The organism is Brevundimonas sp. (assembly GCF_030682035.1).
Taxonomy (GTDB): Bacteria; Pseudomonadota; Alphaproteobacteria; order Caulobacterales; family Caulobacteraceae; genus Brevundimonas.
Genome location: NZ_JAUXQZ010000028.1, coordinates 26527 through 52095, shown reverse-complemented (window position 1 = coordinate 52095; position 25569 = coordinate 26527). Strand labels below are relative to the sequence as shown.

Genomic DNA, 25569 nt, shown 5'->3' with positions numbered 1-25569 from the left:
CTATTCGCCCCTGTTCATGCGTTTGACGGTGAGGAACTCTTCGGGCGAGACCCGGATCGCCGCCCCGGTCGGACAGGCGCGCACGCAGGCCGGACCGCCCGACTTGCCGATGCACATATCGCATTTGATGGCGACCTTGGGCGGTTCCGCGCCCTTGGGCTTGTGTTTGGCCCGCCAGGCCTTGTCGGGTTCGCCCGGTCCCGGACCGGCTCCGAACAGCATCCACGAAATCAGGTCCGGCTTGTCGGGCGGCCGGGAGTCCATCCGGATCACGTCATAGGGACAGTTCCGCTGGCAGTTGCCGCAGCCGATACAGGTCTCGTCGATGAAGACCTCGCCGTCTGGCCCCCGATGGATCGCATTGGGCGGGCAGTCGGTCATGCAGTACGGATGTTCGCAGTGCCGGCACGAGGTCGGAACGTGCAGGTGGGCGTAGGTCCGGCCCGCCTCGCGGTCCAGCCGCGACAGGCCGTCGTGAACGTCGGCGCAGGCCTTTTCACAGTTGTCGCAGCCGATGCAGAGGGTTTCGTCGATCAGCAGAACGTCCGTGGCTTCGCCGATGCCTTGTTCGACCAGGAAGTCGGCCACGGCGCTGTACATGTCGACGACGTCGCCGAACCTGCCCTTCTGTTCCTCGATATAGCCGGTAACCCGACGGCGGTCGGCCATGTCGGCCCGGAGCTTGTCCTCCAGCTCGGGCTTGCGTTTGAGCAGGGCCCGGAAGCGGTCGCCGTCCAGCTTGACCACTTCGGAGCGGATGGCCGCCTGAACGGTGGCGCTGCGCCGCCCGCCGTCGACCAGGGCCATCTCGCCGACGTAGGAGCCGGCCGGAAGGTAGGAGAGGAAGACCGGCTTTCCGCCGATCTGCTTTTCGACCACCATACTGCCCGAGCGCACGACGAAGATGTCGTAGCCATCCTCGCCCTCGTTGATGATGGCCTCGCCGGTCTTCACCTGGCGGATTTCCGCCGTCTCGAGCACGTCGGTCAGATCGGCGGGGGTCAGGCCGGAGCCGAACATCTGCAGTAGCTGGCGCTCGGTGGTGATGCGGTTGACGGTGTCACGCGCTTCCCTGACAGAGGCCATCAGGCGCAGGGCGGCCATGCGCGGAATCTCCAGCAGGATGCTGGGCTGGGCCGCGCGGACAGTGGCGCCGCGGGGACGGCCGGAGATCAGTCCCACCTCGCCGACGATCGACCCGGTCGGGATGGGGACGGTCAGGCGCTTCTTGCCGCTTCCGACCTCGACCTCGACCGAGCCGGAGGCGATGCCGAATAGCGACGAGCCGATCGAGTTGCGCTTGAAGACAATGTCTCCGGACTGATAGGCGCGCACCTCGGAATCGAGCAGGAACTCGCGCATCTGCAAGGGCGACAGGCCGCGAAGGATCTCGATCTCCTGACGCAGGAACTCCAGCCACTGCGCAACCGATCGGTTGCCGGGCAGGCCCTTGAGCCGGGCCTCCAGAAGGGGTTCGTCGGCGGGCTTCAGATCGACGGCGCCGCCGATGTATTCGACGACGTCATAGCCCTGGTTGATACAGTGTTTGATCAGCGGATAGCCCGCCAAGGCCCCGATCACATAGATGCCGGGTACGGTGCTTTCGAACGTCGGCGACAGTTTGGGGAAGGCCTCGCGGGCGGCGCTGGTGAACTCCAGCCCGATCGATTCGACGAATTTGCGGGGCGGGGCAGAACCCAGGCGCGCGATGATTCGATCGCACTGGAAACGGGTCGCGCCCTCCGGCGTGTCGACGGTGATCCAGCCGGGCTCGATCAGCGTGGTCTCGGCGGTGGTCAGCAGGGTGATGTGGCCCGCCTCCTGCGCCGCGAGCAGCGCCTTGGCGTTGGCTTCCTTGGCCCGGGCGAAGTCGGCGCCGCGGTTGACCAGGGTCACCGTATTGCCCTGGGCCCGGTCGGCGATCAGGCCGAGAGCATTCTCGATCCCGGCGTCGCCGCCGCCGACGACGCAGATATGTTCGTCGACATATTCGGCAGGGTCGTCGAGCTGGTACTGGATGTGGGACAGCCCGCCGCCTTCGCAGGATATCAGGTTGGGATTGCCCTGGGTGCCGATGGCCAGAACGATCGTCTCGGCGCGGACGATGGAGCCGTCTGACAGGCCGATGCTGAAGTCGCCCTTCGCGCCCGTGACGGACTTCACCTCGGCATGGTGCCGGACGTTGATCTTGTGCTTCGACGCCTCGCGGGACCAGGTGTCGAGGATGGCCTCGCGCTTGCCGGGCTCGAAACTGACATCCGCGCGCACCACCAGCTGGCTGGGCGTGGCCATGATGTGTTTGCCGCGCTGGTAGCGGAAGATGGTGTCCGACAGGTGATCCGACTTCTCGAGCAGGATGTGGCTCACGCCGCGGGCAGCCGCGTGCGCGGCCGCGCTCAGGCCGGCGGGCCCAGAGCCCAGAATGGCGATCCGATGGACCCCCTCCACCACGTCCCCCCGCGTCGCGCCTGGGCCGCAAACGGCCTGTGATGCCGCTCCGACCCGTCCCCCGCGCTGCTTTACCATAGGAGCGCCGCTCGCTACAGTACAGGTCGGGTGGCGGAGCATATTGAATGAGCGCGGAAATCGGCCAGCTGGCGCTGATCCTCGCCTTCATGCTTGGACTGATACAGGCGGTGGCTCCGTTGTTGGGAGCCCATCGGGGGGACTCGGTCCTGATGTCGCTGGGGCGGGCCTCGGCCTTGCTGCAGATGGCCTTCGTCGTCCTGGCGTTCGGCGCTCTGGCCACGGCCTATCTGACAATGGATTTCTCCGTCGCCTTGGTCGCCAAACACAGCCACAGCACCCAACCCATGGCCTACCGGTTCGCCGCCACCTGGGGCAGCCATGAAGGCTCCATGCTGCTGTGGGTGCTGATCCTCGCCCTGCACGGCGGGGCTATCGCCTTCTTCGGGCAGACCCTGCGCGAGACGCTTCAGGCCCGGGTGCTGGCGGCGCAGGGGATGCTGAGCGCCGCCTTCCTCGGCTTCTGCCTGTTCACCTCCAACCCGTTCTCGCGACTGAGCCCGATCCCGCTGGATGGGACCGAGCTCAACCCGCTGCTGCAGGACCCAGGCCTGGTGATGCATCCGCCGCTGCTCTACCTCGGCTATGTCGGCTTTTCCGTCGCCTTCTCCTTCGCTGTCGCGGCCCTGATCGAGGGCCGGGTCGACGCGGCCTGGGCGCGCTGGGTGCGGCCCTGGGTGCTGTCGGCCTGGATATCGCTGACCGTCGGCATCGCCCTGGGCAGCTGGTGGGCCTATTATGAGCTCGGCTGGGGCGGCTGGTGGTTCTGGGACCCGGTCGAGAACGCCTCGCTGATGCCGTGGCTGATGGGCACGGCCCTGCTGCATTCGGCCCTGGTGCTGGAAAAGCGGGGAGCCCTGATCAGCTGGACGATATTGCTGGCTATTCTGACCTTCTCACTCAGCATGATCGGCACCTTCCTGGTCCGTTCCGGCGTTCTGACCAGCGTCCACGCCTTTGCGGTCGATCCCGAGCGGGGGGCCTATATTCTGGTCTTCATCCTGATCGCCACGGGATCAGCGCTGGGCCTCTACGCCTGGCGGGCGCCGGCGATGCGGACGGGAGCTTTGTTCTCGCCATTGTCGCGCGAGGCCGGGATCACCTTGAACAATCTGTTCCTGCTGGCGGCGACCGCCACGGTGTTCCTCGGCACCTTCTATCCGGTGTTCATCGACGTTCTGAGCGGGGGCAAGATTTCCGTCGGCCCGCCATACTACGCCCTGACGTTCGCGCCGCTGTTCATTCCGCTGCTGGTGCTGGTCGGCTTCGGGCCGATGCTGAACTGGAAGCGGGACACGGTTCGCGCCGTGCTGATGCGGCTGCGCTGGCCGATCGCCGCCGCCGTCGTCACAGCGGGCCTGGGGATCGTGGTGTTCGGGGTCGCCAAGGTCGGAGCAGCCCTTGGGATCGCCCTGGGCGTCTGGCTGATCGCGGCGGCCTTCATGCTGCTGGCGCGGCGCTGGGGCATCGGCCGCAAGGGTGCTGAAACAGCGCGACTGATCCGCACCACGCCGCTGGCCTTCTGGGCGGTGGCGGTCGCGCATGCCGGCCTGGGCGTCACCACGATCGGGATCACAGCCATGGCCGCCTGGACCGTCAGCGAGGTCGCGACCATGGTTCCGGGCCAGACCATCGCGTTCGCCGGTCGGCGCATCACCCTGGACGCCGTGGGTCCGGCGACGGGGCGGAACTATCAGGCGCAACAGGCCCGTTTCCGGGTCGAGGGGGAGGGACAGCCGTTCCTGATGCTGTCCGAGAAACGCTTCTATCCGTCCAGCCAGACCCAGACGACCGAGGCCGGCATTCGTGGCGAGGCGATGGGCAACCTCTATATCTCCGTGGGTGAGAGCGCGACGCCAGGCGGGGTCACCGTCCGGCTGTGGTGGCATCCGCTGGTCGGCTGGATCTGGGGCGGCGCCATGATCATGGCGCTGGGCGGCGTGCTGTCGCTGTCGGACCGGCGGACGCGGCTTGGGATGCCCATCCGCAAGGCGACCTCGGCCAAGGCTGCGGAGGCGCCGACATGAGGCGGCTGGCCTTCATCGTTCCGATTGTACTGTTCCTGATGGTCGCCGCGGCCCTCGGCCTGGGCCTGCGCCGCGATCCCAGCATCCTGCCGTCCATGCTGATTGATCGGCCGATCCCGGCCTTCGACCTGCCGGGCCTGACGCCCGAGGACACCGTGGGGCTGGCGTCGTCGGACTTCACCGGCAAGCCCCTGCTGCTCAACGTTTTCGCCTCCTGGTGCGTGGCCTGCGTCATCGAGCATCCGATGCTGCTGCGCCTCCAGTCCCAAGGGGTGACCATCCACGGACTGGACTGGAAGGACGAGCCCGCCGCCGGGTCCGAATGGCTGGCCCAGCGGGGCAATCCCTATACGCTGATCGGATCGGACCCGCGCGGCCGCACCGGCATCGACTTCGGCGTCACAGGCGCGCCGGAGACCTTCGTGATCGACGGCCATGGTCGGGTTCGCTACCGCCACGTCGGTCCGATCACGCCGGAGGTCTGGACGGAAATCCTGCAGCCGATGATGGACAGGCTGGAGAGCGAGACATGAGACGCTTCGTCCTGGGACTGTTCGGCGCCCTGTTGATCGCCGGACCCGTCGCGGCGGTCCTGCCGGAAGAACAACTGGCCGATCCTGTGCTCGAGGCCCGGGCGCGGGAGATCAGCCGGGAACTGCGCTGCGTCGTCTGCCAGAACCAGTCGATCGACGATTCCGATGCGCCGCTGGCCGCCGACCTGCGGGCTATTGTGCGCGAACGGCTGTCGGCCGGCGACACCGACGAAGAGGTGATGGCCTATGTCGTCGCCCGCTATGGCAATTTCGTGCTGCTGAAGCCGCCTCTGGACCTGCAGACCATCCTGCTGTGGAGCGCGCCCCTGCTGGTGCTGATCCCCGGAGGGCTGGGCGTCGCGCTCTATCTGCGGCGTCGTGGCCGGGCAGGCGCGGCCGATCCCACACCCCTGTCGGCCGAGGAGCGACGTGCGCTCGCCGCCATTCTGAAAACCGGTGACGCGCCATGATCCTCTGGATAGTCCTGACCCTGATGATCGCCCTCGCGGTGGTCGGGCTGGCCATACCGCTGATCCGGCCCGGCGGGGTTCTGGATCGGCGGACGACCTCCGCCGAGGTGCTGAAGGCGCAACTGGCGGATCTCGACCGACAGGCCAAGGCCGGGACGGCGCCCGCCGAGGATATTGCGGCGCTGCGTCTGGAGGTCGAGCGTCGGGCGCTGGCTGAAGGGGTCGAGACCACGTCGACGGGCCGGCCGCTGGGCGAGAAGGCCCTGGTTCGGCTGGCGCTGGGCCTCGCGGCTGCCGTCGCCCTGGGCGGCGCGGGGCTGTACGCCTTGTTGGGGCGGCCCGACCTTCCGGGCGCCGGACCGCGCAGCGCAGCCATGGCGGCGGCGCCTGCGGATGCGGCCCATGACGGCGCTGACGTCCAGGCGATGATCGTCCAGCTGGAGGCCCAGCTTCGCCAGACGCCCGAGGATGTCAACGGCTGGCGCATGCTCGGCTGGTCCTATTTCCAGACCGGCCGGTTCGCCGAGGCGGCCGAGGCCTATGGCCGCGCGGCGACGCTGGAGCCTGCCAACGCCGAGCATTTCTCGGCCCAGGGCGAGGCCCTGGTCCAGGCCGGGGGAGGGCGGGTGACTCCCGCCGCCCTGACGGCCTTCCGTGGCGCCCTGCGCGCCGATCCGCAGGACCCGCGCGCCCGCTATTTCATCGCCGTCGAGATGGACCAGCGCGGCGAGCGCGAGGCGGCCATGACGGCCTGGATCGACCTGATCAACTCGGCCCCCGCGGGCGCGCCCTGGGCGGGCGAGGTCCGGGCCTTCGTCGAGGATCTGGCGCGTGAGCGGGGGCAGGACATCTCGGCCCGGCTGCGACCCGCGCCGGCGGGAACGCCCGCCGCCGCCGTCCCGCCCGGTATTCCCGGACCGACCGCGGCCCAGATCGCGGACGCGCAAAATATGTCCCCCGCCGATCAGCAAGCCATGATCCAGGGCATGGTCGGCGGACTTGAAGAGCGGCTCAGAACCTCGCCGCGCGACCGTGACGGCTGGGTGCGATTGATGCGGGCGCGGATGGTGCTGGGCGACAGCGCCGCGGCGACGGTGGCCTATCGCAGCAGCCTGCGCGCCTTCTCCGATTCTTCAGCCGACCAAGCCGCCCTGACCGAGGCGGCGCGCGGGCTGCGCGTGCCCGGGGCCTGATCAGCCGGCTTATCGCGAGCGTGACAAAGAACGGCGTTCCGGGTCATGGTGACGCGCGCGCGGGGAAGTCGTCATGACCGGGCAATCGATACAGGACACGATCCTGCCGGCGGCAAGCCACCCGCTGGTCGTGGGCGCGCTGGTCCTTGTCGTCATGATCGCCTTTTTCGTGGTGGCGCGCGGCCTTGGCCGTCGTCGGCCCAACGCGGTCCGGCCCGCGGCTGAGCCCGCCGACCCAGTACCGCTTTCCCCATCCGCCCCCGCCGCGTCCGCAACGGTCGCCGGTCCCGTATTGGAAAAGACGATGATCAAGGCTTCGGACCTTTTTGTCGCCTGTCTGGAAGAGGAAGGCTGTGAATATGTCTTCGGCGTCCCGGGCGAAGAGAACCTGGATTTCCTCGACAGCCTGTCGCGCAGCCGAAAGATCAAACTGATCCTGACCCGGCATGAGCAGGGGGCAGGCTTCATGGCCGCGACCTATGGCCGGCATACGGGGAAGGCGGGAGTCTGTCTGGCGACCCTGGGGCCGGGGGCGACCAATCTGGTCACCGCCGCCGCCTATGCCCAGCTGGGCGGCATGCCGATGCTGATGATCACCGGCCAGAAGCCGATCAAGTCATCCAAACAGGGCCGGTTCCAGATCCTTGACGTCGTCGACATGATGCGGCCGATCTCCAAATTCACCCATCAGCTGGCCTCGGCCGACAATATTCCCGCCCGGGTCCGCGAGGCTATGCGTCTGGCCCAGGAGGAGAAGCCCGGGGCCACCCATCTGGAGTTCCCCGAGGACATCGCCCATGAGCAGACCACCTCGCCCGTCATCGTCGCCAGCCGGGTGCGCCGCCCCGTGGCTGACGACAAGTCGATCCGTATCGCGGTGGACCGCATCGCCCGGGCCAAGTCGCCCCTGCTGATCATCGGCGCCGGAGCGAACCGCAAGCTCACCAGCCGGATGCTGACCGAACTGGTTGAAAAGACCGGTATTCCCTACATCACCACCCAGTTGGGCAAGGGGGTGATCGACGAGCGCAATCCGAAATACCTGGGCTGCGCCGCCCTGTCGTCAGGCGACTTTGTGCACCGGATCATCGAGGCCGCGGACGTCATCATCAACGTCGGCCATGACGTGATCGAAAAGCCGCCCTTCTTCATGAAGCCGGGCGGCTGCGACGTCATCCACATCGGCTTCCGGACGGCCGAGGTCGATCCGGTCTATTTCCCGCAGATCGAGGTCGTCGGCGATATCGCCAACGCCATCTGGCAGATCAAGGAGACGCTGGCGGCCCAGCCGCACTGGATCTTCGACGCCATGGTCCGCGCCCACAAAGCCGAGCTGGATCACACCGCCGCCTCGGTCGGCGACCTGCGCTGCCCGGTCTATCCACAGTATCTGGTCGATCAGGTCCGCAAGGTCATGCCGTCCGACGGGATCCTGTGCCTCGACAACGGCGTCTACAAGATCTGGTTCACTCGCAGCTATCCGGCGCATATGCCCAACACCTTCCTGGTCGACAATGCGCTGGCGACCATGGGGGCGGGCCTGCCGTCGGCGATGGCGTCCAGCATGATCTTCCCGGGACGCAAGGTCATGGCCGTCTGCGGCGACGGCGGTTTCATGATGAACAGTCAGGAGCTGGAGACCGCGGTGCGGCTGAAGCTGAACCTCGTGGTGCTGATCCTCAACGACAACAGCTACGGCATGATCCGCTGGAAACAGGCCAATATGGGCTTCGAGGACTGGGGCCTGACCTATGGCAATCCGGACTTCGTCAAATACGCCGAGAGCTACGGGGCCCATGGCCACCGGGTGACCTCGGCCGAGGGGATGCCGGCCCTGTTGCAGCAGTGTCTGGATACGCCGGGGGTTCATGTGGTCGAGGTGCCGATCGACTATGCCGACAACGACCGCATCCTGAACAAGGATGTCCGCGAACTCAGCGCGGCCTTGCCGGTTTAATCTCCAAACCCCGCCCGGAGCGCCGATCCATGCCGTCCCTGAAAGCCTCCTATCCGCTGTACCTGGCCAATGAGGCGGCAGCGCCCAATCAGGACCTGGAAGTGACCGACAAATACTCTGGCAAGGTGGCGACGCGCGTGGCCATGGCCGACGCTGCCACGATCGACCGGGCCATTGGCGCGGCGGTCGAGGCCACGCGCCCGATGGCCGAGATGGCGGCCTATGAGCGGCAAGCGGTGCTGGCCCATTGCGTGACCCGGTTCACCGAACGCGCCGATGAGCTGGCCTATGCCCTGTGTATCGAGGCCGGGAAGCCGATCCGGGATTCGCGGGGCGAGGTGAGCCGGCTGATCGACACCTTCCGCATCGCCGCCGAGGAGTCGGTGCGCATCACCGGCGAGGTCCAGCCGCTGGACATCTCGGCGCGGGCCCGGGGCTATCAGGGAATGTGGAAGCGGGTGCCGATCGGGCCGTGCTCCTTCATCTCGCCGTTCAACTTCCCGCTCAATCTGGCGGCTCACAAGATCGCTCCGGCGCTGGCCGTGGGCTGTCCGTTCGTGATGAAGCCGGCTTCGCGTACGCCTCTGGGGGCGCTGATCATCGGCGAGGTGCTGGCCGAGACCGATCTGCCCAAGGGCGCCTTCTCCATCCTGCCGGCCACGCGCGACGGCTCGGACCTGTTCACCACGGACGAGCGGCTGAAACTGTTGTCCTTCACCGGATCACCCGACGTCGGCTGGGCGCTGAAGGCGAAGTCCGGCAAGAAGAAGGTGGTGCTGGAACTGGGTGGCAACGCCGCCGTCGTCGTTGACCGCGACAGCGACCTGGAAGACGCCGCCGAGCGGATCATCTTCGGCGCCTTCTACCAGTCGGGTCAGTCCTGCATCGGGGTGCAGCGCATCCTGATCCATGACGACATCTACAGTCCGATGCGGGACCTGCTGGTGAAGAAGGCCAAGGCCCTGATCTGCGGCGATCCGCGCGAGGAGACCACCTTCATCGGCCCCATGATCGACGAGAAGGAGGCGACCCGGCTGGAGGACTGGATCAATGAGGCCCGCGGCGCCGGGGCGACCGTGCTGTGCGGCGGCAATCGCACCGGCGCCATGCTGGACGCGACCCTGCTGGAGGGCGTGGGGCGAGGCTTGAAAATCCGGGAGGAAGAGGCCTTCGGGCCCGTCGCCATCCTGTCGCGCTTCTCGGATTTCGAGGCGGCCCTGGCCGAGGTCAATGATTCAAAGTTCGGGCTTCAGGCAGGCATCTTCACGCGCGACATCCACAAGGCCATGCGAGCCTGGGACGTCCTCGAGGTCGGCGGCATCCTGATCGGCGACGTGCCCAGCTATCGTGTCGACAACATGCCGTATGGCGGCGTCAAGGATTCCGGCCTCGGCCGCGAAGGCGTGAAATTCGCCATGGAGGACATGACCGAGATTCGCAATCTGGTCATCCGCCGGCGGCCGGTGGAAGGTGTCCCGATGCCTTCGCCGCGCGCTGCGCCGCCGGCCCCTGAACCCGCGCCTCCATCACCGTCCGGCCGGACCGGCTGGTTCGGGCGAAAGACCTAATCAGCCGTTCTGGGCCGATGGGGACTGTCCGGCAGCCATTGCGGCGGCGCGTCGGCGTTGGCGACCCGTTCGGTCAGGGTGAAGAAGAAGCGGTTGAACGCGCCCGCCGCCTCATGGTCGATCGGCGTCGTCATATTGTCCTGGGGCAGGTGGTAGCGGGTCGTGTACCATTCCCTGTAGCGCCGTTCCGCCTCGGTGCCGGGGTCATAGCCGAAGATGAAGCTGACCGCCGGAACGCCTTTCTGCATGAAGGGCCAGTGGTCCGAGCGGCGCAGCAGGCCACGCTCCGGCTCCCGGTCGGGCCGAACCTCGATCCCCATCGGCTCTGCGATCTCCCGAACCGTCTGGCCCAGCGTCGAATCGTCCAGCGCCATCGTGGTCAGGATGGTCAGCGGATAGAGCGGCCGAAGCTGGTCCAGATTGATGACGGCCACGGGCAGGGGTGCAGACGGCGTTGGATGGTCGGCCAGCCAGCGCGAGCCCAGCAGGCCTTTCTCCTCGCCCGTGAAGGCGGCGAAGATCACCGGCCGACGGAAGCCGCGGCCGGCCTGCCGGTCCGCCAGCTGGATCAGGGTGGCGACATAGGCGGCGTCGTCCAGGGCACCGTTGTACAGGCTGTCGCCATTGACCGGTTCGCCGTAGCCGTAGCCGTCCAGATGGGCGTCGACCAACACCGGTTGGTCCGCGAGAGCAGGGTCGGTTCCGGGCAGGACGCCCAGCACATTGTCCGAGCTGTAGTCCCGTTTCCGGATCGAAAACCGCGCCTGGAGTCGTGCCGGAATGTCGAACGAGGGCAGGGGCGTGGAGCGCGAACCCGCCGCCAGAATGGCGTCGGGGTCCTGACCGGAGCCGTCGATGACATCGCTGAACACGCTCGCAGACAACCGCATGACCGGGATGCGGGTCGGGCCGGGTGCGGCGTTGGCAAACCCGACCGAGCGGGCGTATGCGACCGGCCAGCGCGGCGGCTCGATATCAAAGCCCGGGTCGTCGACATTGATCAATCCGATGGCCCCGGCCGCTGTGGCGGCCGCCAAGCGGTCGCCGCCTCCGGGCATGCCGGTCCGCCGCGCGCCGAAACAGACGACGATCCGCCCCTGCACCGCCTGCATCTCCGAGGCCGAGCAATAGCCCCGGAAGACCAGCTCGCCGTCCAGTGCGGCGGGCAGGTCGTCGGTCGGGGTCACCGTGATGTCATGCAGGAACCGAAGCGGCCAGACACCGCCGGTGCTGCGGACCACAGACACGGCCGTGCCTTGGGAAGTGACGGCGACCTCATGCAGGGGAATGGATTGCAGGAAGGTCCCATTGTCCCCGGCGGGCTGGAGACCAGCAGCGCGGAAGCGCTCTGCAATATAGGCGACGGCGCGGGCGTGGCCCGGCGAGCCCGTGTCGCGGCCCTCCATGGCGTCGCTGGACAGGTCCGCCGTGGTGCGCCACCAGGCCGCGGTCTCCGCGTCGCCGGGAACGCCGACGCCCGCGCAGGCCGTCAGGCCGCACGCCGCCAGCAGCAGGCCTGCCAGGGGAAGTCTCTTCATCGCCGCCGCTCCATCCACCTGCTCAGGTGGCGGCCCAACGGGGGCGATGTCAACGCGCGCAGCGTGCTGTGCTCTGGAGCATGAACTCTTTGTCACGCGGCGGCAGGTTGCGACGCTCTTCCGGCTGGGTCATGGTTCGCAAAACCGGGTCGGACCCGGCGAGGAGAGATGTATGCGTATCCGTTTGATGTTGGCCGGCGTGGCGGCCGCGGGCCTGATGGCATGTCCGGCCATGGCCCAGGACGGCCAGTACGCGCCGCAACTGACCCGGATCATCACCGAAGCCGCCGATGGAAGCTGCCTCGCCGCCTATATGGCGCCGGCGCTGCTGGACGCCTGCAACGCCCAGATCGCGAACATGTCGCCGGCGCTGCACGCCATGGGGGCGATCCAGACCATGGCCTTTGTAAGCGCCGAGGACACGCCCGAGGGCAAGGTCGAGACCTGGAGCGTCAAGTTCGCGAGCGGCCCGACAATGAACTGGGTCATCGGCCAGGAGCTCGACGGCAAGTTCAGCGTCGTCGGCGCGGGGGGCTAGGGCCTTGGTCGCAGGCGCGGCAGCGGGACTTTTGCTGGTCGGACTGATCGGGATCACGGCAAGTCCGCAGACGCCGCCCATCTTCAACCCCGGCGCGCCGGGCGCTCCATCGCGCGTGATCAGCGCCCGGGAGGCGGTCGAGCTTGGCCGTAGCAGCTTCACGGGCGACGACGTCGCCTTCATGCAGCATATGATCGTCCACCACGCCCAGGCGGTGGAGATGGTCGAGCTGTTGCAGACACGGGGATCGAACACCGGCGTGGGCCTGCTCGGCCGGCGTATCGCCATCGGCCAGCAGGCGGAGATGGAGCTGATGCGCGGCTGGTTGGCCGACCGCGGCCGGCCGCTGGCGATGCCGGGCATGGATCATTCCGCCCATGCGGACCACGCCATGCCCGCCTCCGACACGCCGATTATGCCCGGCATGCTGTCGCCGGCGCGGATGCAGGCGCTGGCCGCCGCGACAGGCCCGGCTTTCGACCGTCTGTTCCTCGAGGGCATGATCCAGCATCATCAGGGCGCGCTCGACATGGTCGATGCCCTGATGGCCCAGCCGGGCGCGGCCGAGGATACGATGCTGTCCGACTTCACCAACTCCGTCGTTGCCGACCAGTCGGCGGAGATACTACGCATGCAATCCCTTTTGTCTGACCTCTGAAACCCTTCCCGAAGGAGCGACCATGAACGTTCGCAGCACCCTGCTTTCCACCGTCGCCGTTCTCGGCCTGTTGCTGGGGGCCAGCGCGGCCGCAGCGCAGCAGTCCTCCGGACCCGGCGCCGCCCAGGTGATCCAGGTCGACGGCCGGAGCACCCTGTCGGCCGGCCTGGCGGACGCCGGCCAACTGGCCTCCGGCCTGGCGCTGGAGCACGCCGTCGGCATGGCGCCGGGGTTCGCGGATCCCGACATCGGCTTCTCCCCGCCGACCAGCCAGGCGGAGGGCGAGGCGCTGACGGCCCGGGCGCGCGGCAATCCAAACTTCAGTCCGCTGGGCCGGGCCAACTCCGACATGGCGGTATCGAACGGCAAGCTGTTCGTCGGCAACTTCAATGGCTTCAACGCCTATGACATTTCCGGCGGGGGCGCTCCGCGGCTGGTCATGTCGGTGGTCTGCCCCGGAGGTCAGGGCGACGTCTCGGTGCACGGCGACCTGCTGTTCATGTCGGTCGAGGAGAACCGCGGCCGGTTGAACTGCGGCGCCGCGACCACGGAGGACGACGTAACCAGCCAGCGCTTCCGCGGCATCCGCATCTTCGACATCAGCGACCTGAACGCGCCGCGCCAGATCGCTGCCGTCCAGACCTGCCGGGGATCGCACACCCATACGCAGGTCCCGCATCCGACGGACGCCAATGTCCTCTACATCTACAACTCGGGCACCGCGGACGTGCGCGGGGCGGCGGAACTGGCCATCTGCACCGACGGTCAGCCGGACCAGAACCCCGAGACGGCCCTGTTCTCGATCGATGTGATCAAGGTGGAGCTGGACCGACCGCAGGACGCAGCGATCGTCAACCGGCCGCGCATCTTCGCCGATAGCCAAACCGGCCGTGTGGCGGGTCTGTGGCGCGGCGGTCGAGCCGGCATCGCGACCCAGAACACCGCCCAGACCAACCAGTGCCATGACATCACCGCCTTCCCCGAAGTCGGACTGGCGGCGGGCGCCTGCAGCGGTAACGGCATCCTGCTGGACATATCCGATCCGGAGAACCCGCGCCGCATCTCCGATATCTTCGATCCGGACATGGCCTACTGGCACTCGGCGATCTTCAACAACGCCGGCGACAAGGTCGTCTTCACCGACGAATGGGGCGGCGGTATCGGCGCCCGTTGTCAGGCTACGGATCCCTCGACCTGGGGTGCCGATATGATCGCCAGCATCGAGAACCGGACCCTGAAAGGGCAGAGTTTCCACAAGCTGCCGAGCGCGCAGGGCGCGACTGAAAACTGTGTCGCCCACAACGGGATGATCATTCCGGTCCCGGGCCGCGACCTGATGGTTCAGGCCTGGTATCAGGGCGGGGTCTCGATCATGGACTTCACCGATCCAGCCCGGCCGGTCGAGATCGCCTTCTTCGACCGGGGTCCGATCGACGCCAGCCGGCTGTATGTCGGCGGGTCCTGGTCCGCCTACTGGTTCAACGGCCGGATCTATTCGAGCGAGATCGCTCGCGGTCTCGATGTGTTGCGGCTGATTCCGAACGAACATCTGTCGGCGGCGGAGATTGCCGCCGCCGAGGCCGTCACGTCGGAGACGATCAATCCCCAGACCCAGACCCGGACAGCCTGGGCCGACACCCCCGACGTGGCCCAAGCCTATCTCGATCAGGTGGTGCGCGAACCTTGGGCCGACGCGAGCCTGACCGCCGAGGTCGGCACGGCGATCGAACGCTGGCGTGCTGGCGGTCGCGTCGATCGGCCCGGATCGGCGGCCCTGGCCGTGAAGCTGACGGCCGCCGCAACCGCGGCGGCCCTGCCTACCCCGGCGGCCGCGGCTCAGGTCGCGCGACTGCAGGCGCTGGCCGGGCTGTTCGAGCGGCGAGGTCGTTAGGCGCTGCTCTTGAGCAATGGGACGCTCGACCTCCGGTCCGGAGGCGGGAACGGCAGCCGCTGAGGGTCAAATCCCAGGCTTCAGCCCAGTGTTTCCTGACCACCGACGCGGCGATTTACAACGGCTTCAACATCCAGCGTCCCTTGACAAACAGACCCCCTCGCCGCCGCTTCCGCAGCGAAGCGGCGGCGAGGGGGCGGCGGCAGTTGCCTGATTTCAAGAGGGCAGGGCGGCTTTCTATCACGCGGGGTTATCCTGAGGGCACCCCCTCAGGCTGACTGAGCTTCCCGCGTAGAGGCGGGTCGCCCCGTCAGCATCTCCCTCAAGCGCGCGGCCAGTTCTGATCGCTCATAGGGTTTGTCGATCAGCGGAAAGTCATGCGGCTCGTGCCGGGCAGTCTCGCCGAGGTAGCCCGAAGTGAGCAGGACTTTCAGGTCCGGTCGCATCGCGACGGCGCGACGGCCCAACTCGATCCCGTTGATGCCGCCCGGCATGACGACATCCGAAAACAGCAGGTCGTAGTGTTGCTCGCTTTTCAGCCGGCGCAGGGCTTCGGCGGCATCCTGGGCGACGTCGCATCGGTACCCGAGGTCGGTCAGCATATCGAGGCACAGGTTCAGGACGGCCGGCTCGTCCTCCACAATCAGAATGCTTTCGGACCCGGTTTCGATTTCCGCGACCGGCGGGGGAGTGGCGGCGGATTGCGGTCGCCTGTCCGTCAACGGCAGCAGCAGTTCAAAAGCCGCCCCCTGACCCGGGGAACTGGAAACCTGAACCTTGCCACCAGACTGGGTAACAAAGCCATAGACCTGCGACAGGCCCAGCCCGGATCCGCTGCCAACGTCCTTGGTGGTGTAGAAGGGCTCGAACACGTGCTTGACCACCTCGCTGGTCATGCCGGCGCCGGTGTCGCGCACCACGATCCGGGTCCACGAACCGCCTGTATGGGCAGGCCCCTCGGACTCGATGGTCACCGTCCCCTCATTGTTCATCGCATCCCGCGCGTTGACCGCCAGATTGAGGAGCGCCGTTTCCAGATGAGTCGGGTCCACATCGGCGTAGAGAGGTTCGGGAGCGAGCGCGAGCGCGATGGTCACACCCTCGCCCACGGCCTGCTGCATCAGCGGTGCGAAGCCGCGGATCAGCGCGTTGAGATCGACGGCCTCGGGGTTCAGTTGCTGGCGCCGCGAGAAGGCGAGCAACTGTCGGGTCAAGGTGTGCCCCCGTTCGGCGGCGGCCCGGATCGCCGTCAGGTGTTTGACGATCCGGGGCTCATCCTCGACACGCCGCAGAAGGATGTCCGCATTGCCGAGCACCACTGTGAGCAGGTTGTTGAAGTCATGCGCGACGCCGCCCGTCAGCTGTCCGACCGCCTCCATCTTGCGCGCCTGGGTCAGTTGCTCCTCGAGAAGACGGCGCTCGGTGACGTCCAGCAATGTACCCAGAATCTGGGCCGTTCCATCCTCCTCAGCGGCCGCCCAGACCCCCTGATCGAGAAAGGTGCGGTACTCGCCATCGGCGCACTGCCAGCGATACTCGCAGGCATAGGCACCGGTTTCCGACGCCTTCATCAGGCATTCGACGACGCCGGCGACGTCGTCCGGATGAATGCGGCCCAGACCGATCTCGGGCTCGTCGACGAAACGGCTCGGTTCGAAACCGGTCAGAGGCATGATGCTGTCGCTGACGAACAGGGCGCCGAACGGGTGGATGGTCGTCCGCGAGGTGAACACCACAGGCAGGGATTTGAGAATGGCGTCCTGCCGTTCCCGCGCCCGGCGCAGGGCCAGCTCCGCCTCCAGCCGCGCCTCGCTGATGCGGGCGTTTTCCTGAAGCAGGGCATGGCGCTCATCCGCCTGCTGCCGGACCTGAAGCGTCTTCAGATGCAGGTCAACCAGGATCGATACCTTGGAGCGCAGGATGAAGGGGTCCGCCGGCTTGAACACCACATCGACGGCCCCGACCGTGTAGGCCTGAAAGATGTGGGCTTCGTCCCGGAACACCGCCGTCACGAAGACGATCGGCGTATCGCGCGTGCGGGGGTGCTCGCGGATCAGCTTGGCGGTCTCGTAGCCATCCATGCCGGGCATGTGGAGGTCCAGCAGGATGACGGCGAACTCCTGGGTCAGCAGAAGGCGCAGGGCCTCTTCGCCCGATCGAGCGACGACGAGCTCGTGTCCGAGAACCTCCAGCGCTTCGGATGCCGCGAACGCATTGCGCTCGTCGTCATCGACGATCAGCACCCGCGCGGACAGGGGCGCGGACGTGGCCTTCGGACGCCGCGGCATCAGAGCGCCGCCGGCGCAACGTGCGGGGCGCCGACGCCCAACCGGTTGGCGTCCGACCGCTGGATCGAGACCCGCATGACCGAGATCAGATAGTCGATATCAACCGGCTTGGAGACATAGTCGGAGGCGCCGGCCTGAATGCATTTCAGCCGGTCGCCCTTCATGGCCTTGGCTGTGACCGCGATGATGGGCAGGTCGGCGAACTGGGCGATGGCCCGGATTTCCCGCATCGTCTCATAGCCGTCCATGTCGGGCATCATGATGTCGACCAGGATGACGTCGATCTCGGGATGCTGGCGCAGCAGGTCCAGCCCGGCGCGACCGCTCTCGGCGTAGAGCAGGTCGACGCCAAACTCCTCCAACGCGCTGGCCATGGAGAAGATGTTGCGGATGTCGTCATCAATCACCAGTGCGGTGCGGCCCGTCAGGATGGCGTCCTCCTTGCGGGTCTGCGCCAGCGTCGTCCGGGCGGCCTCCGACAGGCGTTCCGTCGGCTCATGCAGCAGCAAGGTCGCCTGCTCCAGCAACTGGTCGGGCGTCCGCGCCATCCGCACATGGCCCGCGAACACCGCCAGCCGCAGCCGCCGTTCGTCCTCCGCGCTCAGGGGCTCTTCGGCATAGACCACAGCGGGCCGTTCGGCGGACTTCAGATAGTCGACCGCCGCCGGAACCGGCGTGCCGCCGGCGTCCATGATCAGGCTGTCGGACGACCTCAGCTTGATCTTGCCGAGCCCCTTGAGGGAGTCCACCCGAACCAGGCTTCCGAAGGCGGCCTTAAGGGCGTCCGCGGCGAGACCGGCCTTGCCGATCAGCACCAGCCGGCGCTTGGCGACGGAGACGAATTTCTTCACCTCGTCCAGACTGGCGACAACGCCTTCGCGGTCGATCGGCTTGGGCGTGAACCCGAAGGCGCCGATGGCCAGGCCCAGTCCGGCCTGGTCGTCGGCCGAGATCACATGGACCGGGATGTGCCGCGTCTCCGGCGTCCGCTTGAGAAGATCCAGCAGCGCCAGGCCGTCCATGTCGGGCAGGCCGATGTCGAGCATGATCGCCTGCGGCCCATAGCGGCGCGCCAGGGAGGCCGCGGCTATCCCTTCCTGGGTCACGACGCCCTTGAATCCGCAGTCCCGGACCAGGGCCAGCAGGATCGAGCCGAAGCGAGGGTCGTCCTCCACGATCAGGATGACGGGATCGCCCGGCGCCACGGAATCGCGATCGTCGCTGACCGGCTCTACGGCCTCTGCCTCGCTCTCGGTCGGCGCAGTCCGCACCGTGATCATCTTGGCCGCCTCGCGCCCGGAGGAACCGGCAGGCACGGCGGTCGGGCTGAAGTTGAGCGGGAGGTACAGGGTGAAGGTGCTGCCCTGGTCGGGCTCGCTCTCGACCTTCAGTTCACCGCCCAGTGTGCGCGTGATTTCGCGGCTGATGGACAGGCCCAGACCGGTGCCACCGTATTTCCGGCTGGTCGTGCCGTCGGCTTGCTGGAAGGCTTCAAAGATGATGCGTTGCTTGTCTTCCGGGATGCCGATGCCGCTGTCGTGGACGGAAATGGCCAGCACCTGACCAGTCTTGTTCAGGTGTTCATTGCCAGCGCTCCACCCGCGCTCGGCCCGATCAATCCGCATCTGAACGGAACCGGTGGCGGTGAATTTGAAGGCATTCGACAGCAGGTTCTTGATGATCTGCAACAGCCGCTTGTCGTCGGTGTACATCGACTTGGGCAAATCAGGGTCGATCTCGATGCTGAAGTCCAGTTTCTTGTCTTGAGCGATCTGGGCGAAGGTCCGCTGCATCTGGTTGCGCAGGGACTCGAAGGCCGTTTCGCTGATGTCCAGGGTGACGGTGCCGGACTCGATCTTGGACAGGTCGAGGATGTCGTTGATCAGGCCCAGCAGGTCCGAACCGGCCGCGTGGATGTTCTTGGCGAACTCGACCTGTTTCAGGGTCAGATTGCCCTGGGTGTTCTCGCTCAGCATCTTGGACAGGATCAGCAAACTGTTGAGCGGCGTGCGCAGCTCGTGGCTCATGTTGGCCAGGAATTCCGACTTGTATTTCGAGGTCAGGGCCAGCTGTTCGGCCTTTTCCTCCAGGGCGAAACGCGCCTGTTCGACCTCCTGGTTCTTGGCCTCCACCTGCTGGTTCTGCGCGGAAAGCAGGACCGCCTTGTCCTCCAGTTCGGCGTTGGACTGTTGCAACTCTTCCTGCTTGGCGCGAAGCAGTTCCTCGGATTGGCGCAGCGACGCAGCTTGCTGCTCCAGCCGGTCGTTTGTGGTCTTCAACTCATCCTGTTGCGCCTGAAGCTCGGCGGTCAGAAGCTGGGACTGGCTCAGCAGGCCCTCGGTACGCATGTTGGCGGCGATAGTGTTCAGCACGATGCCGATCGATTCCATCAACTGGCTCAGGAACGACTGGTGGGTCTCTGAAAACTCGCCGAACGTCGCCAGCTCGATCACTGCCTTGACCTCGCCCTCGAACAGGGCGGGCAATATGATGATGTTCAGCGGCGCCGCGCCGCCGAGTCCCGAGCCAATCTGGACATAGTCGGCCGGCACGTTGGTCAGCAGAATGCGCTCTTTCTCTTTGGCGCACTGGCCTATCAGGCTCTGGCCCAGCCGAAAGGTCGGCGATAGTTCCTCGTGCTGGGTCGAGGCGTAGGCGGCGGCAAGCACCAGGACCGGCTCATCCGCCGGGTCCTTGTCCGAGACATAGAAGACCGCGTGCTGGGCGTTGATCAGGGGCGCCAGTTCGGACAGCACCATGTTCGACACTGTGGACAGATCGCGCTCGCCCTGCAGCATGCGGGTGAAGCGGGCCAGATTGGTCTTCAGCCAGTCCTGTTCGGTGTTCTTGAGGGTCTGATCCTTCAGATTTCGGATCATCTCGTTGATGTTGTCCTTCAGCGCCGCGACCTCGCCCGAGGCCTCGACGGTGATGGAGCGGGTCAGCTCGCCCTTGGTCACTGCGGTCGACACCTCGGCGATGGCGCGGACCTGGGTGGTCAGATTGCCGGCCAGCTGGTTGACGTTATCGGTCAGGTCGCGCCACAGGCCGGCGGCGCCGGGCACCCGTGCCTGTCCGCCGAGCTTGCCCTCAATGCCCACCTCGCGGGCGACGTTGGTGACTTGGTCGGCGAAGATGGCCAGGGTCTCGATCATGCCGTTGATGGTGTCGGCCAGCGAGGCGATCTCGCCCTTGGCGTCCACCGTCAGTTTGCGCTTCAGGTCGCCGTTGGCCACGGCGGTCACCACGTCGGCGATGCCCCGCACCTGACCTGTCAGGTTGGCGGCCATGAAGTTCACATTGTCGGTCAAGTCCTTCCAGGTTCCGCCGACGCCCTCCACCCGCGCCTGGCCGCCCAGCTTGCCCTCGGTGCCGACCTCCTTGGCCACCCGGGTCACTTCCGAGGCGAAGGCGTTCAACTGGTCCACCATGACGTTGATGGTGTTCTTCAGCTCGAGGATTTCGCCTTTCACGTCCACGGTGATCTTTTTGGACAGGTCGCCCTTGGCCACGGCGGTGGTCACTTCGGCGATGTTTCGCACCTGACCGGTCAGGTTGCCGGCCATGAAGTTCACATTGTCAGTCAGATCTTTCCAGGTCCCGGTCACACCCTTGACCTGGGCCTGGCCGCCCAGCTTGCCCTCGGTGCCGACCTCACGGGCCACGCGGGTCACTTCGGAGGCAAAGGCGTTCAGCTGATCCACCATGACGTTGATGGTGGATTTCAGTTCGAGGATCTCACCCTTCACGTCCACGGTGATTTTCTTGGACAGGTCGCCGTTGGCCACGGCGGTGGTCACTTCGGCGATCTCGCGCACCTGACCGGTCAGGTTGGCGGCCATGGAGTTCACATTGTCGGTGAGGTCCTTCCAGGCGCCGGTCACCCCGGTCACCTGCGCCTGGCCGCCCAGCTTGCCTTCCGTCCCCACTTCGCGGGCCACGCGGGTCACTTCCGACGCAAAGGCGTTCAGCTGATCGACCATGACGTTGATGGTGGATTTCAGCTCGAGAATCTCACCCTTCACATCGACGGTGATCTTCTTGGACAGGTCGCCGTTGGCCACGGCGGTGGTCACTTCGGCGATGTTCCGCACCTGACCCGTCAGGTTGGCGGCCATGAAGTTCACGTTGTCGGTCAGGTCCTTCCAGGCCCCGCCGACGCCCTTCACGTTGGCCTGGCCGCCCAGCTTGCCCTCGGTGCCCACTTCACGGGCCACGCGCGACACTTCGGAGGCGAAGGAGTTCAGCTGGTCCACCATGACGTTGATGGTCGATTTCAGCTCGAGGATCTCGCCCTTCACGTCGACGGTGATCTTCTTGGACAGGTCGCCGTTGGCCACGGCGGTCGTCACCTCGGCGATGTTCCGCACCTGACCGGTCAGGTTGTCGGCCATCAGGTTCACATTGTCGGTCAGGTCCTTCCAGGCGCCGGTGACCCCTTCCACCTGGGCCTGACCGCCCAGCTTGCCGTCGGTGCCGACCTCCTTGGCCACCCGGGTCACTTCGGAGGCGAAGGCGTTCAGCTGGTCCACCATGACGTTGATGGTGTCCTTCAGCTCCAGCACCTCGCCGCGCACCTGCACAGTGATCTTCTTGGACAGGTCGCCCTTGGCCACGGCGGTGGTCACCTCGGCGATGTTGCGGACCTGGCCGGTCAGGTTGTCGGCCATCAGATTGACGTTGTCGGTCAGGTCCTTCCACGTGCCGCCGACGCCTTCCACGCGGGCCTGACCGCCCAGCTTGCCCTCGGTGCCCACTTCGCGCGCCACCCGGGTCACCTCCGAGGCGAAAGCGTTCAGCTGGTCCACCATGGTGTTGATGGTCGACTTCAGCTCGAGGATTTCCCCCTTCACGTCGACGGTGATCTTCTTCGACAGGTCGCCCTTGGCCACCGCGGTGGTCACTTCGGCGATGTTCCGCACCTGACCCGTCAGGTTGGCGGCCATGAAGTTCACATTGTCGGTCAGATCCTTCCAGGTGCCGGCCACCCCCTTCACATTGGCCTGACCGCCCAGCTTGCCTTCCGAACCCACTTCGCGGGCCATCCGGGTGACCTCGGAGGCGAAGGAATTCAGCTGGTCCACCATGGTGTTGATGGTGTCCTTCAGCTCCAGCACCTCGCCCTTCACGTCCACGGTGATCTTGCGGCTGAGGTCGCCGTTGGCCACGGCCGTGGTCACCTCGGCGATGTTGCGAACCTGACCCGTCAGGTTGGCGGCCATGAAATTCACGTTGTCCGTCAGATCCTTCCAGGTGCCGGCCACCCCCTTCACATTGGCCTGGCCGCCCAGCTTGCCCTCGGTGCCCACCTCGCGCGCCACCCGGGTCACTTCCGAGGCGAACGATCCAAGCTGGCCCACCATGGTGTTCACGACCCGCCCGATGCGCAGGAATTCGCCGCGCAGGGGCTGTTCCTCGTTCTCCAGGTCCATGGTCTGCGACAGGTCGCCCTTGGCCACGGCCCCGATCACGCGGGCCATCTCCGCGGTCGGATGGACCATGTCGGCGATCAGGGTATTGACCGCGTCGACGCTGGCCGCCCACGAGCCCGTCGCCGCCGGCACGCGAGCACGGTGGTTGATCTTGCCCTGGCGGCCGACCATTTCGCCCAAACGGCCGAACTCCCGGCTCATCCGGTCGTTCAACTCGACGACGTCGTTGAAGGCCTCGGCCAATTCGCCATCCATGCCCGTAAGGCCGCCGGGCAGTCGGACCGAGAAATCCCCTCTGCGAAAGGCTCTGAGGGCCGTCAGGAGCTGACGATTGTCGAGTACAGATTCGGCAGCCACGGCGGCGAGCGACATCAGTTATGCCTTCGGAACAGAAACGTTGTCTGTTCAGAGGTCGCCCAAGATGGCCGGTCTGATGCGGAACAGCGCTGTGCGCTGACCCCCACCCGTTGCCGATCACGCCATCCGCTGCTTCCCCCGAACCAACTGCTCACAACCGAGAAACTCGACAGAGGTTCCGCCGCGCGGCAAAAATCTCTGTCGTTGCCAATCGCGCGTCAGCCGCTAGGTTCCTGCTCCATGTGGTCAGGGTCAAAAACGGACCAACGGGGGTGAAGGCCCCCCCCGGATCATCGCTGGATCCCGATCTCGCCGCCTTCATTGAGGGCGCCATTCCGTCAGTATGGGCGCTGGAAACCCTGTTTCTCCTGCGCCGGCCGCCGGCGGCTTCCTGGTCCCCCGAAAGGTTGGTCACTGAACTGCGGGCAAGCGCACCCCTGGTCAACGATTGCATCCAGCGTTTGCAGCAAGCCGGCCTGATTCTGGAGACGGACGGGAGTTTCAGCTATGCGCCCGCCTCGCCCCGTCTTGGGGCGCTTTGCGACGAGCTTGAGGCCGTCTATCGTGAACGACCGGTGGCGGTAGTGAATACGATCACCTCCCGACGTCCGGATGCGCTGCGGGGCTTTGCGGATTCATTTCGGCTGGGGGGATGGAAATCTTGACCGACTGGGCGCCGGGCATTGTCTACGGCCTGTGTCTGTTGACCAGCGCGGTCTGCGCCGGTCTGCTGACCCGGTCATGGTTGCGGTCGCGGCAGCCGCTGTTGATGTGGAGCGCCGCCTGCTTCTGGCTGCTGGCGGCGAACAATCTGCTGGTGGTGCTGGACATGGTGATCCTCGCCGACGTCAACCTGTCGATCGCCCGTCAAGCGACCGCCTTGCTGGCGGTCGGCGTCCTGATCTACGGTTTCGTCTGGGAGGTGGACCGATGAGCATTATGCCCCTCATCAGCGGCGCCATCATCATGGGCTATGCTGTCGCCGCGCTCTTCTTTCTCAAATTCTGGCGGCGCACCAACGATACCCTTTTCCTGGCCTTCGCTGCCGCCTTTCTGCTGATGGCGACGACTCCGTTACTCACCATCGTCATGAAGGTACCCCGCGAAGAGCAGAGCCCGTTCTATCTGCTGCGACTGCTCGCCTTCCTCATTCTCATTGTCGCCGTCGTCGCGAAAAGCTCGGCCCGTTCCCTGTCCAGCGGGCCCTCCGGTCGTTAGCCTCGACCTTTGGCGGTCATGCAGTCACGTACGTTCAGCATCTTCCTCAGAGAGAGCATTCTGATCGACGGCGATGGGCTTGCTGAACTCCTGGTGGAGCACGGTGTGGGTGTGCGAAAGAGTCGGACCATCGCGGTGAAGCGGATCGACGAGGACTATTTCGCAGACGACTGAACGGGCTGGCGGAAGCGGTGGGATTCGAACCCACGGACGGCTCACACCGTCGCTGGTTTTCAAGACCAGTGCCTTAAACCACTCGGCCACACTTCCTTACCGGCCAGCGCTGCCGCTTACGACAGGCTTACGGGGCGGTTTTCGTCCCCATTCCGAACGATCCGCACGCGATGCGAACCGGCTGTAAACAGGCTCCTATTTCGCGGAGCCCTCACATTCAAGCGCTCAAGGTGCAGCAGCTTTCAAGACCGCTACCCTAAACCACACGGCGACCTGTCCGTGTTCCTCGAGCGGACTGGCCGCATAGCGCCAAACGGGCCGTTAACCAAAGCGGAAATGTCTTTGGCCATGCTGGTTGCCTTCACAGGTGGGGACATGGCCGGAAATATTCCCACGAAAGCGCTTCGAGGCGTCCTGGTTGCGGCCATGTTGTCCTTGGTCGCGGCCTGCGCCGGTGTCGCCCGTCCGGAGGCGACCCGCCTGCCGGTGGTGACCGATCCCGCCCCCATCGTTTCAGGCACGATGCGCCGCTATCAGGTGCGGGGGCGCTGGTATCAGCCGGCCGAACAGCCCGGCTATGACGAGACCGGCCTGGCGTCCTGGTACGGAGATCAGTTCAACGGACGGCCCACGGCGACCGGCGAGCGGTTCGACATGCATGCCCTGACCGCGGCCCATAAGACCCTGCCGCTGCCCGGACTGGTAGAGGTGACCAATCTGGCCAACGGTCGCCGCATCGTGGTGCGGGTCAACGACCGGGGACCTTTTGTCGACAACCGGATCATCGACCTGTCGCGCGGCTCGGCGGAGGCGCTGGGGATACTGCAGGCGGGAGTCGGCGAGGTTCGGGTCCGCTATCTGGGCCCCGCGCCCCGGACCGGCGGGGGAACGACCCTTCAATACGCCGCCGCCGAGCGCGCACCGGTCGTGTCGGCGGCGCCGTCCACGCGGAGCGACTACTGGATTCAGGCCGGCGCCTTTTCGGACCGTCGCGCCGCCCGCCGGGTCGCCGATGAACTGGGCGACCGGGCGACTGTGGAGGGAGGCCGAAACGACGGCCTGTTCCGGGTCCTGGTCGGCCCCTGGCCCGATCCGAACGCCGCCGAGCGCTCGCGTCAGGCGGTGATCGCACGCGGATACGCCGACGCCCTGTTGATATCGGCGCGCTGAGGCTTGCTTGATCGTCCGCCGTCGCCATTGT

The 25569-nt window shown here is 66.3% G+C and carries 18 protein-coding genes and 1 tRNA gene; 14 read left to right on the top strand and 5 right to left on the bottom strand.

All coding sequences use genetic code 11. The annotated features are described in order from the left end of the window. Positions 1-2526 (bottom strand): cyclic nucleotide-binding domain-containing protein, encoded by a 2526-nt coding sequence (locus Q8K49_RS08145; RefSeq protein ID WP_305305247.1) that lies wholly within the window; start codon positions 2524-2526, stop codon positions 1-3. Positions 2527-2573: 47 nt separating this feature from the next. On the opposite strand from Q8K49_RS08145, the gene Q8K49_RS08140 reads away from it, so the two are divergent. From Q8K49_RS08140 to Q8K49_RS08115, 6 genes are all read left to right on the top strand, one after another. Further along, a complete protein-coding gene (locus Q8K49_RS08140; RefSeq protein WP_305305246.1) occupies positions 2574-4553 on the top strand; it encodes a heme lyase CcmF/NrfE family subunit in 1980 nt (659 codons plus the stop codon). Further along, complete coding sequence (locus Q8K49_RS08135; protein ID WP_305305245.1) at positions 4550-5086, top strand: DsbE family thiol:disulfide interchange protein; 537 nt, start codon at positions 4550-4552, stop codon at positions 5084-5086. The genes Q8K49_RS08140 and Q8K49_RS08135 overlap by 4 nt, the downstream gene beginning before the upstream one ends. Beyond that, complete coding sequence (locus Q8K49_RS08130) at positions 5083-5556, top strand: cytochrome c-type biogenesis protein (RefSeq protein WP_305305244.1); 474 nt, start codon at positions 5083-5085, stop codon at positions 5554-5556. Before Q8K49_RS08135 ends, Q8K49_RS08130 begins: the two co-directional genes overlap by 4 nt. After that, the gene (ccmI, locus tag Q8K49_RS08125; protein ID WP_305305243.1) at positions 5553-6749 is read left to right on the top strand and encodes a c-type cytochrome biogenesis protein CcmI; all 1197 of its coding nucleotides are present in this window, start codon (positions 5553-5555) and stop codon (positions 6747-6749) included. The genes Q8K49_RS08130 and ccmI overlap by 4 nt, the downstream gene beginning before the upstream one ends. 73 nt (positions 6750-6822) lie before the next feature. Further along, the gene (locus Q8K49_RS08120; RefSeq protein WP_305305242.1) at positions 6823-8706 is read left to right on the top strand and encodes an acetolactate synthase large subunit; all 1884 of its coding nucleotides are present in this window, start codon (positions 6823-6825) and stop codon (positions 8704-8706) included. 29 nt (positions 8707-8735) lie between these two features. Next, positions 8736-10274, top strand: coding sequence for an aldehyde dehydrogenase family protein (locus Q8K49_RS08115; RefSeq protein WP_305305241.1), 1539 nt, complete (start codon positions 8736-8738; stop codon positions 10272-10274). Here the strand turns inward: Q8K49_RS08115 and Q8K49_RS08110 are convergent. After that, positions 10271-11812: a M28 family peptidase gene (locus tag Q8K49_RS08110; protein ID WP_305305240.1), complete on the bottom strand. Its 1542-nt coding sequence runs from the start codon at positions 11810-11812 to the stop codon at positions 10271-10273. The two genes, Q8K49_RS08115 and Q8K49_RS08110, sit on opposite strands and share 4 nt — an antisense overlap. Before the next feature lie 172 nt (positions 11813-11984). Here Q8K49_RS08110 and Q8K49_RS08105 point away from each other — a divergent pair, with 172 nt between their 5' ends. From Q8K49_RS08105 to Q8K49_RS08095, 3 genes are read left to right on the top strand one after another with little or no spacing between them, the layout of a single operon-like run. Then, the gene (locus Q8K49_RS08105) at positions 11985-12350 is read left to right on the top strand and encodes a hypothetical protein (RefSeq protein ID WP_305305239.1); all 366 of its coding nucleotides are present in this window, start codon (positions 11985-11987) and stop codon (positions 12348-12350) included. 4 nt (positions 12351-12354) lie between these two features. Further along, positions 12355-13008: a DUF305 domain-containing protein gene (locus Q8K49_RS08100; protein ID WP_305305238.1), complete on the top strand. Its 654-nt coding sequence runs from the start codon at positions 12355-12357 to the stop codon at positions 13006-13008. Between the two features lie 22 nt (positions 13009-13030). Then, positions 13031-14899, top strand: coding sequence for an LVIVD repeat-containing protein (locus Q8K49_RS08095; RefSeq protein ID WP_305305237.1), 1869 nt, complete (start codon positions 13031-13033; stop codon positions 14897-14899). A gap of 269 nt (positions 14900-15168) precedes the next feature. Here Q8K49_RS08095 and Q8K49_RS08090 read toward each other — a convergent pair whose 3' ends face one another. Both Q8K49_RS08090 and Q8K49_RS08085 read right to left on the bottom strand, forming a co-directional pair. Beyond that, a complete protein-coding gene (locus Q8K49_RS08090) occupies positions 15169-17187 on the bottom strand; it encodes a response regulator (RefSeq protein WP_305305236.1) in 2019 nt (672 codons plus the stop codon). Then, positions 17187-22991, bottom strand: a complete 5805-nt coding sequence (locus Q8K49_RS08085) for a HAMP domain-containing protein (RefSeq protein ID WP_305305235.1) — start codon at positions 22989-22991, stop codon at positions 17187-17189. Before Q8K49_RS08085 ends, Q8K49_RS08090 begins: the two co-directional genes overlap by 1 nt. A gap of 257 nt (positions 22992-23248) precedes the next feature. Here Q8K49_RS08085 and Q8K49_RS08080 point away from each other — a divergent pair, with 257 nt between their 5' ends. From Q8K49_RS08080 to Q8K49_RS08065, 4 genes are read left to right on the top strand one after another with little or no spacing between them, the layout of a single operon-like run. Further along, a complete protein-coding gene (locus Q8K49_RS08080; protein WP_305305234.1) occupies positions 23249-23641 on the top strand; it encodes a hypothetical protein in 393 nt (130 codons plus the stop codon). Further along, positions 23629-23910 carry a DUF5985 family protein gene (locus tag Q8K49_RS08075; protein WP_305305233.1) on the top strand — a complete coding sequence of 94 codons (282 nt, stop codon included), beginning with the start codon at positions 23629-23631 and terminating at the stop codon, positions 23908-23910. Before Q8K49_RS08080 ends, Q8K49_RS08075 begins: the two co-directional genes overlap by 13 nt. Then, positions 23907-24194, top strand: coding sequence for a DUF5985 family protein (locus Q8K49_RS08070; protein ID WP_305305232.1), 288 nt, complete (start codon positions 23907-23909; stop codon positions 24192-24194). Before Q8K49_RS08075 ends, Q8K49_RS08070 begins: the two co-directional genes overlap by 4 nt. Positions 24195-24212: 18 nt before the next feature. Beyond that, positions 24213-24368 carry a hypothetical protein gene (locus tag Q8K49_RS08065; RefSeq protein ID WP_305305231.1) on the top strand — a complete coding sequence of 52 codons (156 nt, stop codon included), beginning with the start codon at positions 24213-24215 and terminating at the stop codon, positions 24366-24368. A 6-nt stretch (positions 24369-24374) separates the two neighbouring features. Here Q8K49_RS08065 and Q8K49_RS08060 read toward each other — a convergent pair. Further along, positions 24375-24464: transfer RNA gene (locus tag Q8K49_RS08060), tRNA-Ser, on the bottom strand. Between the two features lie 330 nt (positions 24465-24794). Between Q8K49_RS08060 and Q8K49_RS08055 the strand changes: the two genes are divergently transcribed. Further along, positions 24795-25538, top strand: coding sequence for a septal ring lytic transglycosylase RlpA family protein (locus Q8K49_RS08055; RefSeq protein ID WP_305305230.1), 744 nt, complete (start codon positions 24795-24797; stop codon positions 25536-25538). The last annotated feature ends 31 nt before the right edge of the window (positions 25539-25569 follow it).

Excerpts from the sequence above, each read along its gene's own strand:
- Q8K49_RS08145 (WP_305305247.1), bottom strand. The coding sequence starts at position 2,526 with ATGGTAAAGCAGCGCGGGGGACGGGTCGGAGCGGCATCACAGGCCGTT.
- Q8K49_RS08140 (WP_305305246.1), top strand. The coding sequence starts at position 2,574 with ATGAGCGCGGAAATCGGCCAGCTGGCGCTGATCCTCGCCTTCATGCTT.
- Q8K49_RS08135 (WP_305305245.1), top strand. The coding sequence starts at position 4,550 with ATGAGGCGGCTGGCCTTCATCGTTCCGATTGTACTGTTCCTGATGGTC.
- Q8K49_RS08130 (WP_305305244.1), top strand. The coding sequence starts at position 5,083 with ATGAGACGCTTCGTCCTGGGACTGTTCGGCGCCCTGTTGATCGCCGGA.
- ccmI (WP_305305243.1), top strand. The coding sequence starts at position 5,553 with ATGATCCTCTGGATAGTCCTGACCCTGATGATCGCCCTCGCGGTGGTC.
- Q8K49_RS08120 (WP_305305242.1), top strand. The coding sequence starts at position 6,823 with ATGACCGGGCAATCGATACAGGACACGATCCTGCCGGCGGCAAGCCAC.
- Q8K49_RS08115 (WP_305305241.1), top strand. The coding sequence starts at position 8,736 with ATGCCGTCCCTGAAAGCCTCCTATCCGCTGTACCTGGCCAATGAGGCG.
- Q8K49_RS08110 (WP_305305240.1), bottom strand. The coding sequence starts at position 11,812 with ATGAAGAGACTTCCCCTGGCAGGCCTGCTGCTGGCGGCGTGCGGCCTG.
- Q8K49_RS08105 (WP_305305239.1), top strand. The coding sequence starts at position 11,985 with ATGCGTATCCGTTTGATGTTGGCCGGCGTGGCGGCCGCGGGCCTGATG.
- Q8K49_RS08095 (WP_305305237.1), top strand. The coding sequence starts at position 13,031 with ATGAACGTTCGCAGCACCCTGCTTTCCACCGTCGCCGTTCTCGGCCTG.
- Q8K49_RS08090 (WP_305305236.1), bottom strand. The coding sequence starts at position 17,187 with ATGCCGCGGCGTCCGAAGGCCACGTCCGCGCCCCTGTCCGCGCGGGTG.
- Q8K49_RS08085 (WP_305305235.1), bottom strand. The coding sequence starts at position 22,991 with ATGTCGCTCGCCGCCGTGGCTGCCGAATCTGTACTCGACAATCGTCAG.
- Q8K49_RS08075 (WP_305305233.1), top strand. The coding sequence starts at position 23,629 with ATGGAAATCTTGACCGACTGGGCGCCGGGCATTGTCTACGGCCTGTGT.
- Q8K49_RS08070 (WP_305305232.1), top strand. The coding sequence starts at position 23,907 with ATGAGCATTATGCCCCTCATCAGCGGCGCCATCATCATGGGCTATGCT.
- Q8K49_RS08065 (WP_305305231.1), top strand. The coding sequence starts at position 24,213 with ATGCAGTCACGTACGTTCAGCATCTTCCTCAGAGAGAGCATTCTGATC.
- Q8K49_RS08055 (WP_305305230.1), top strand. The coding sequence starts at position 24,795 with ATGTTGTCCTTGGTCGCGGCCTGCGCCGGTGTCGCCCGTCCGGAGGCG.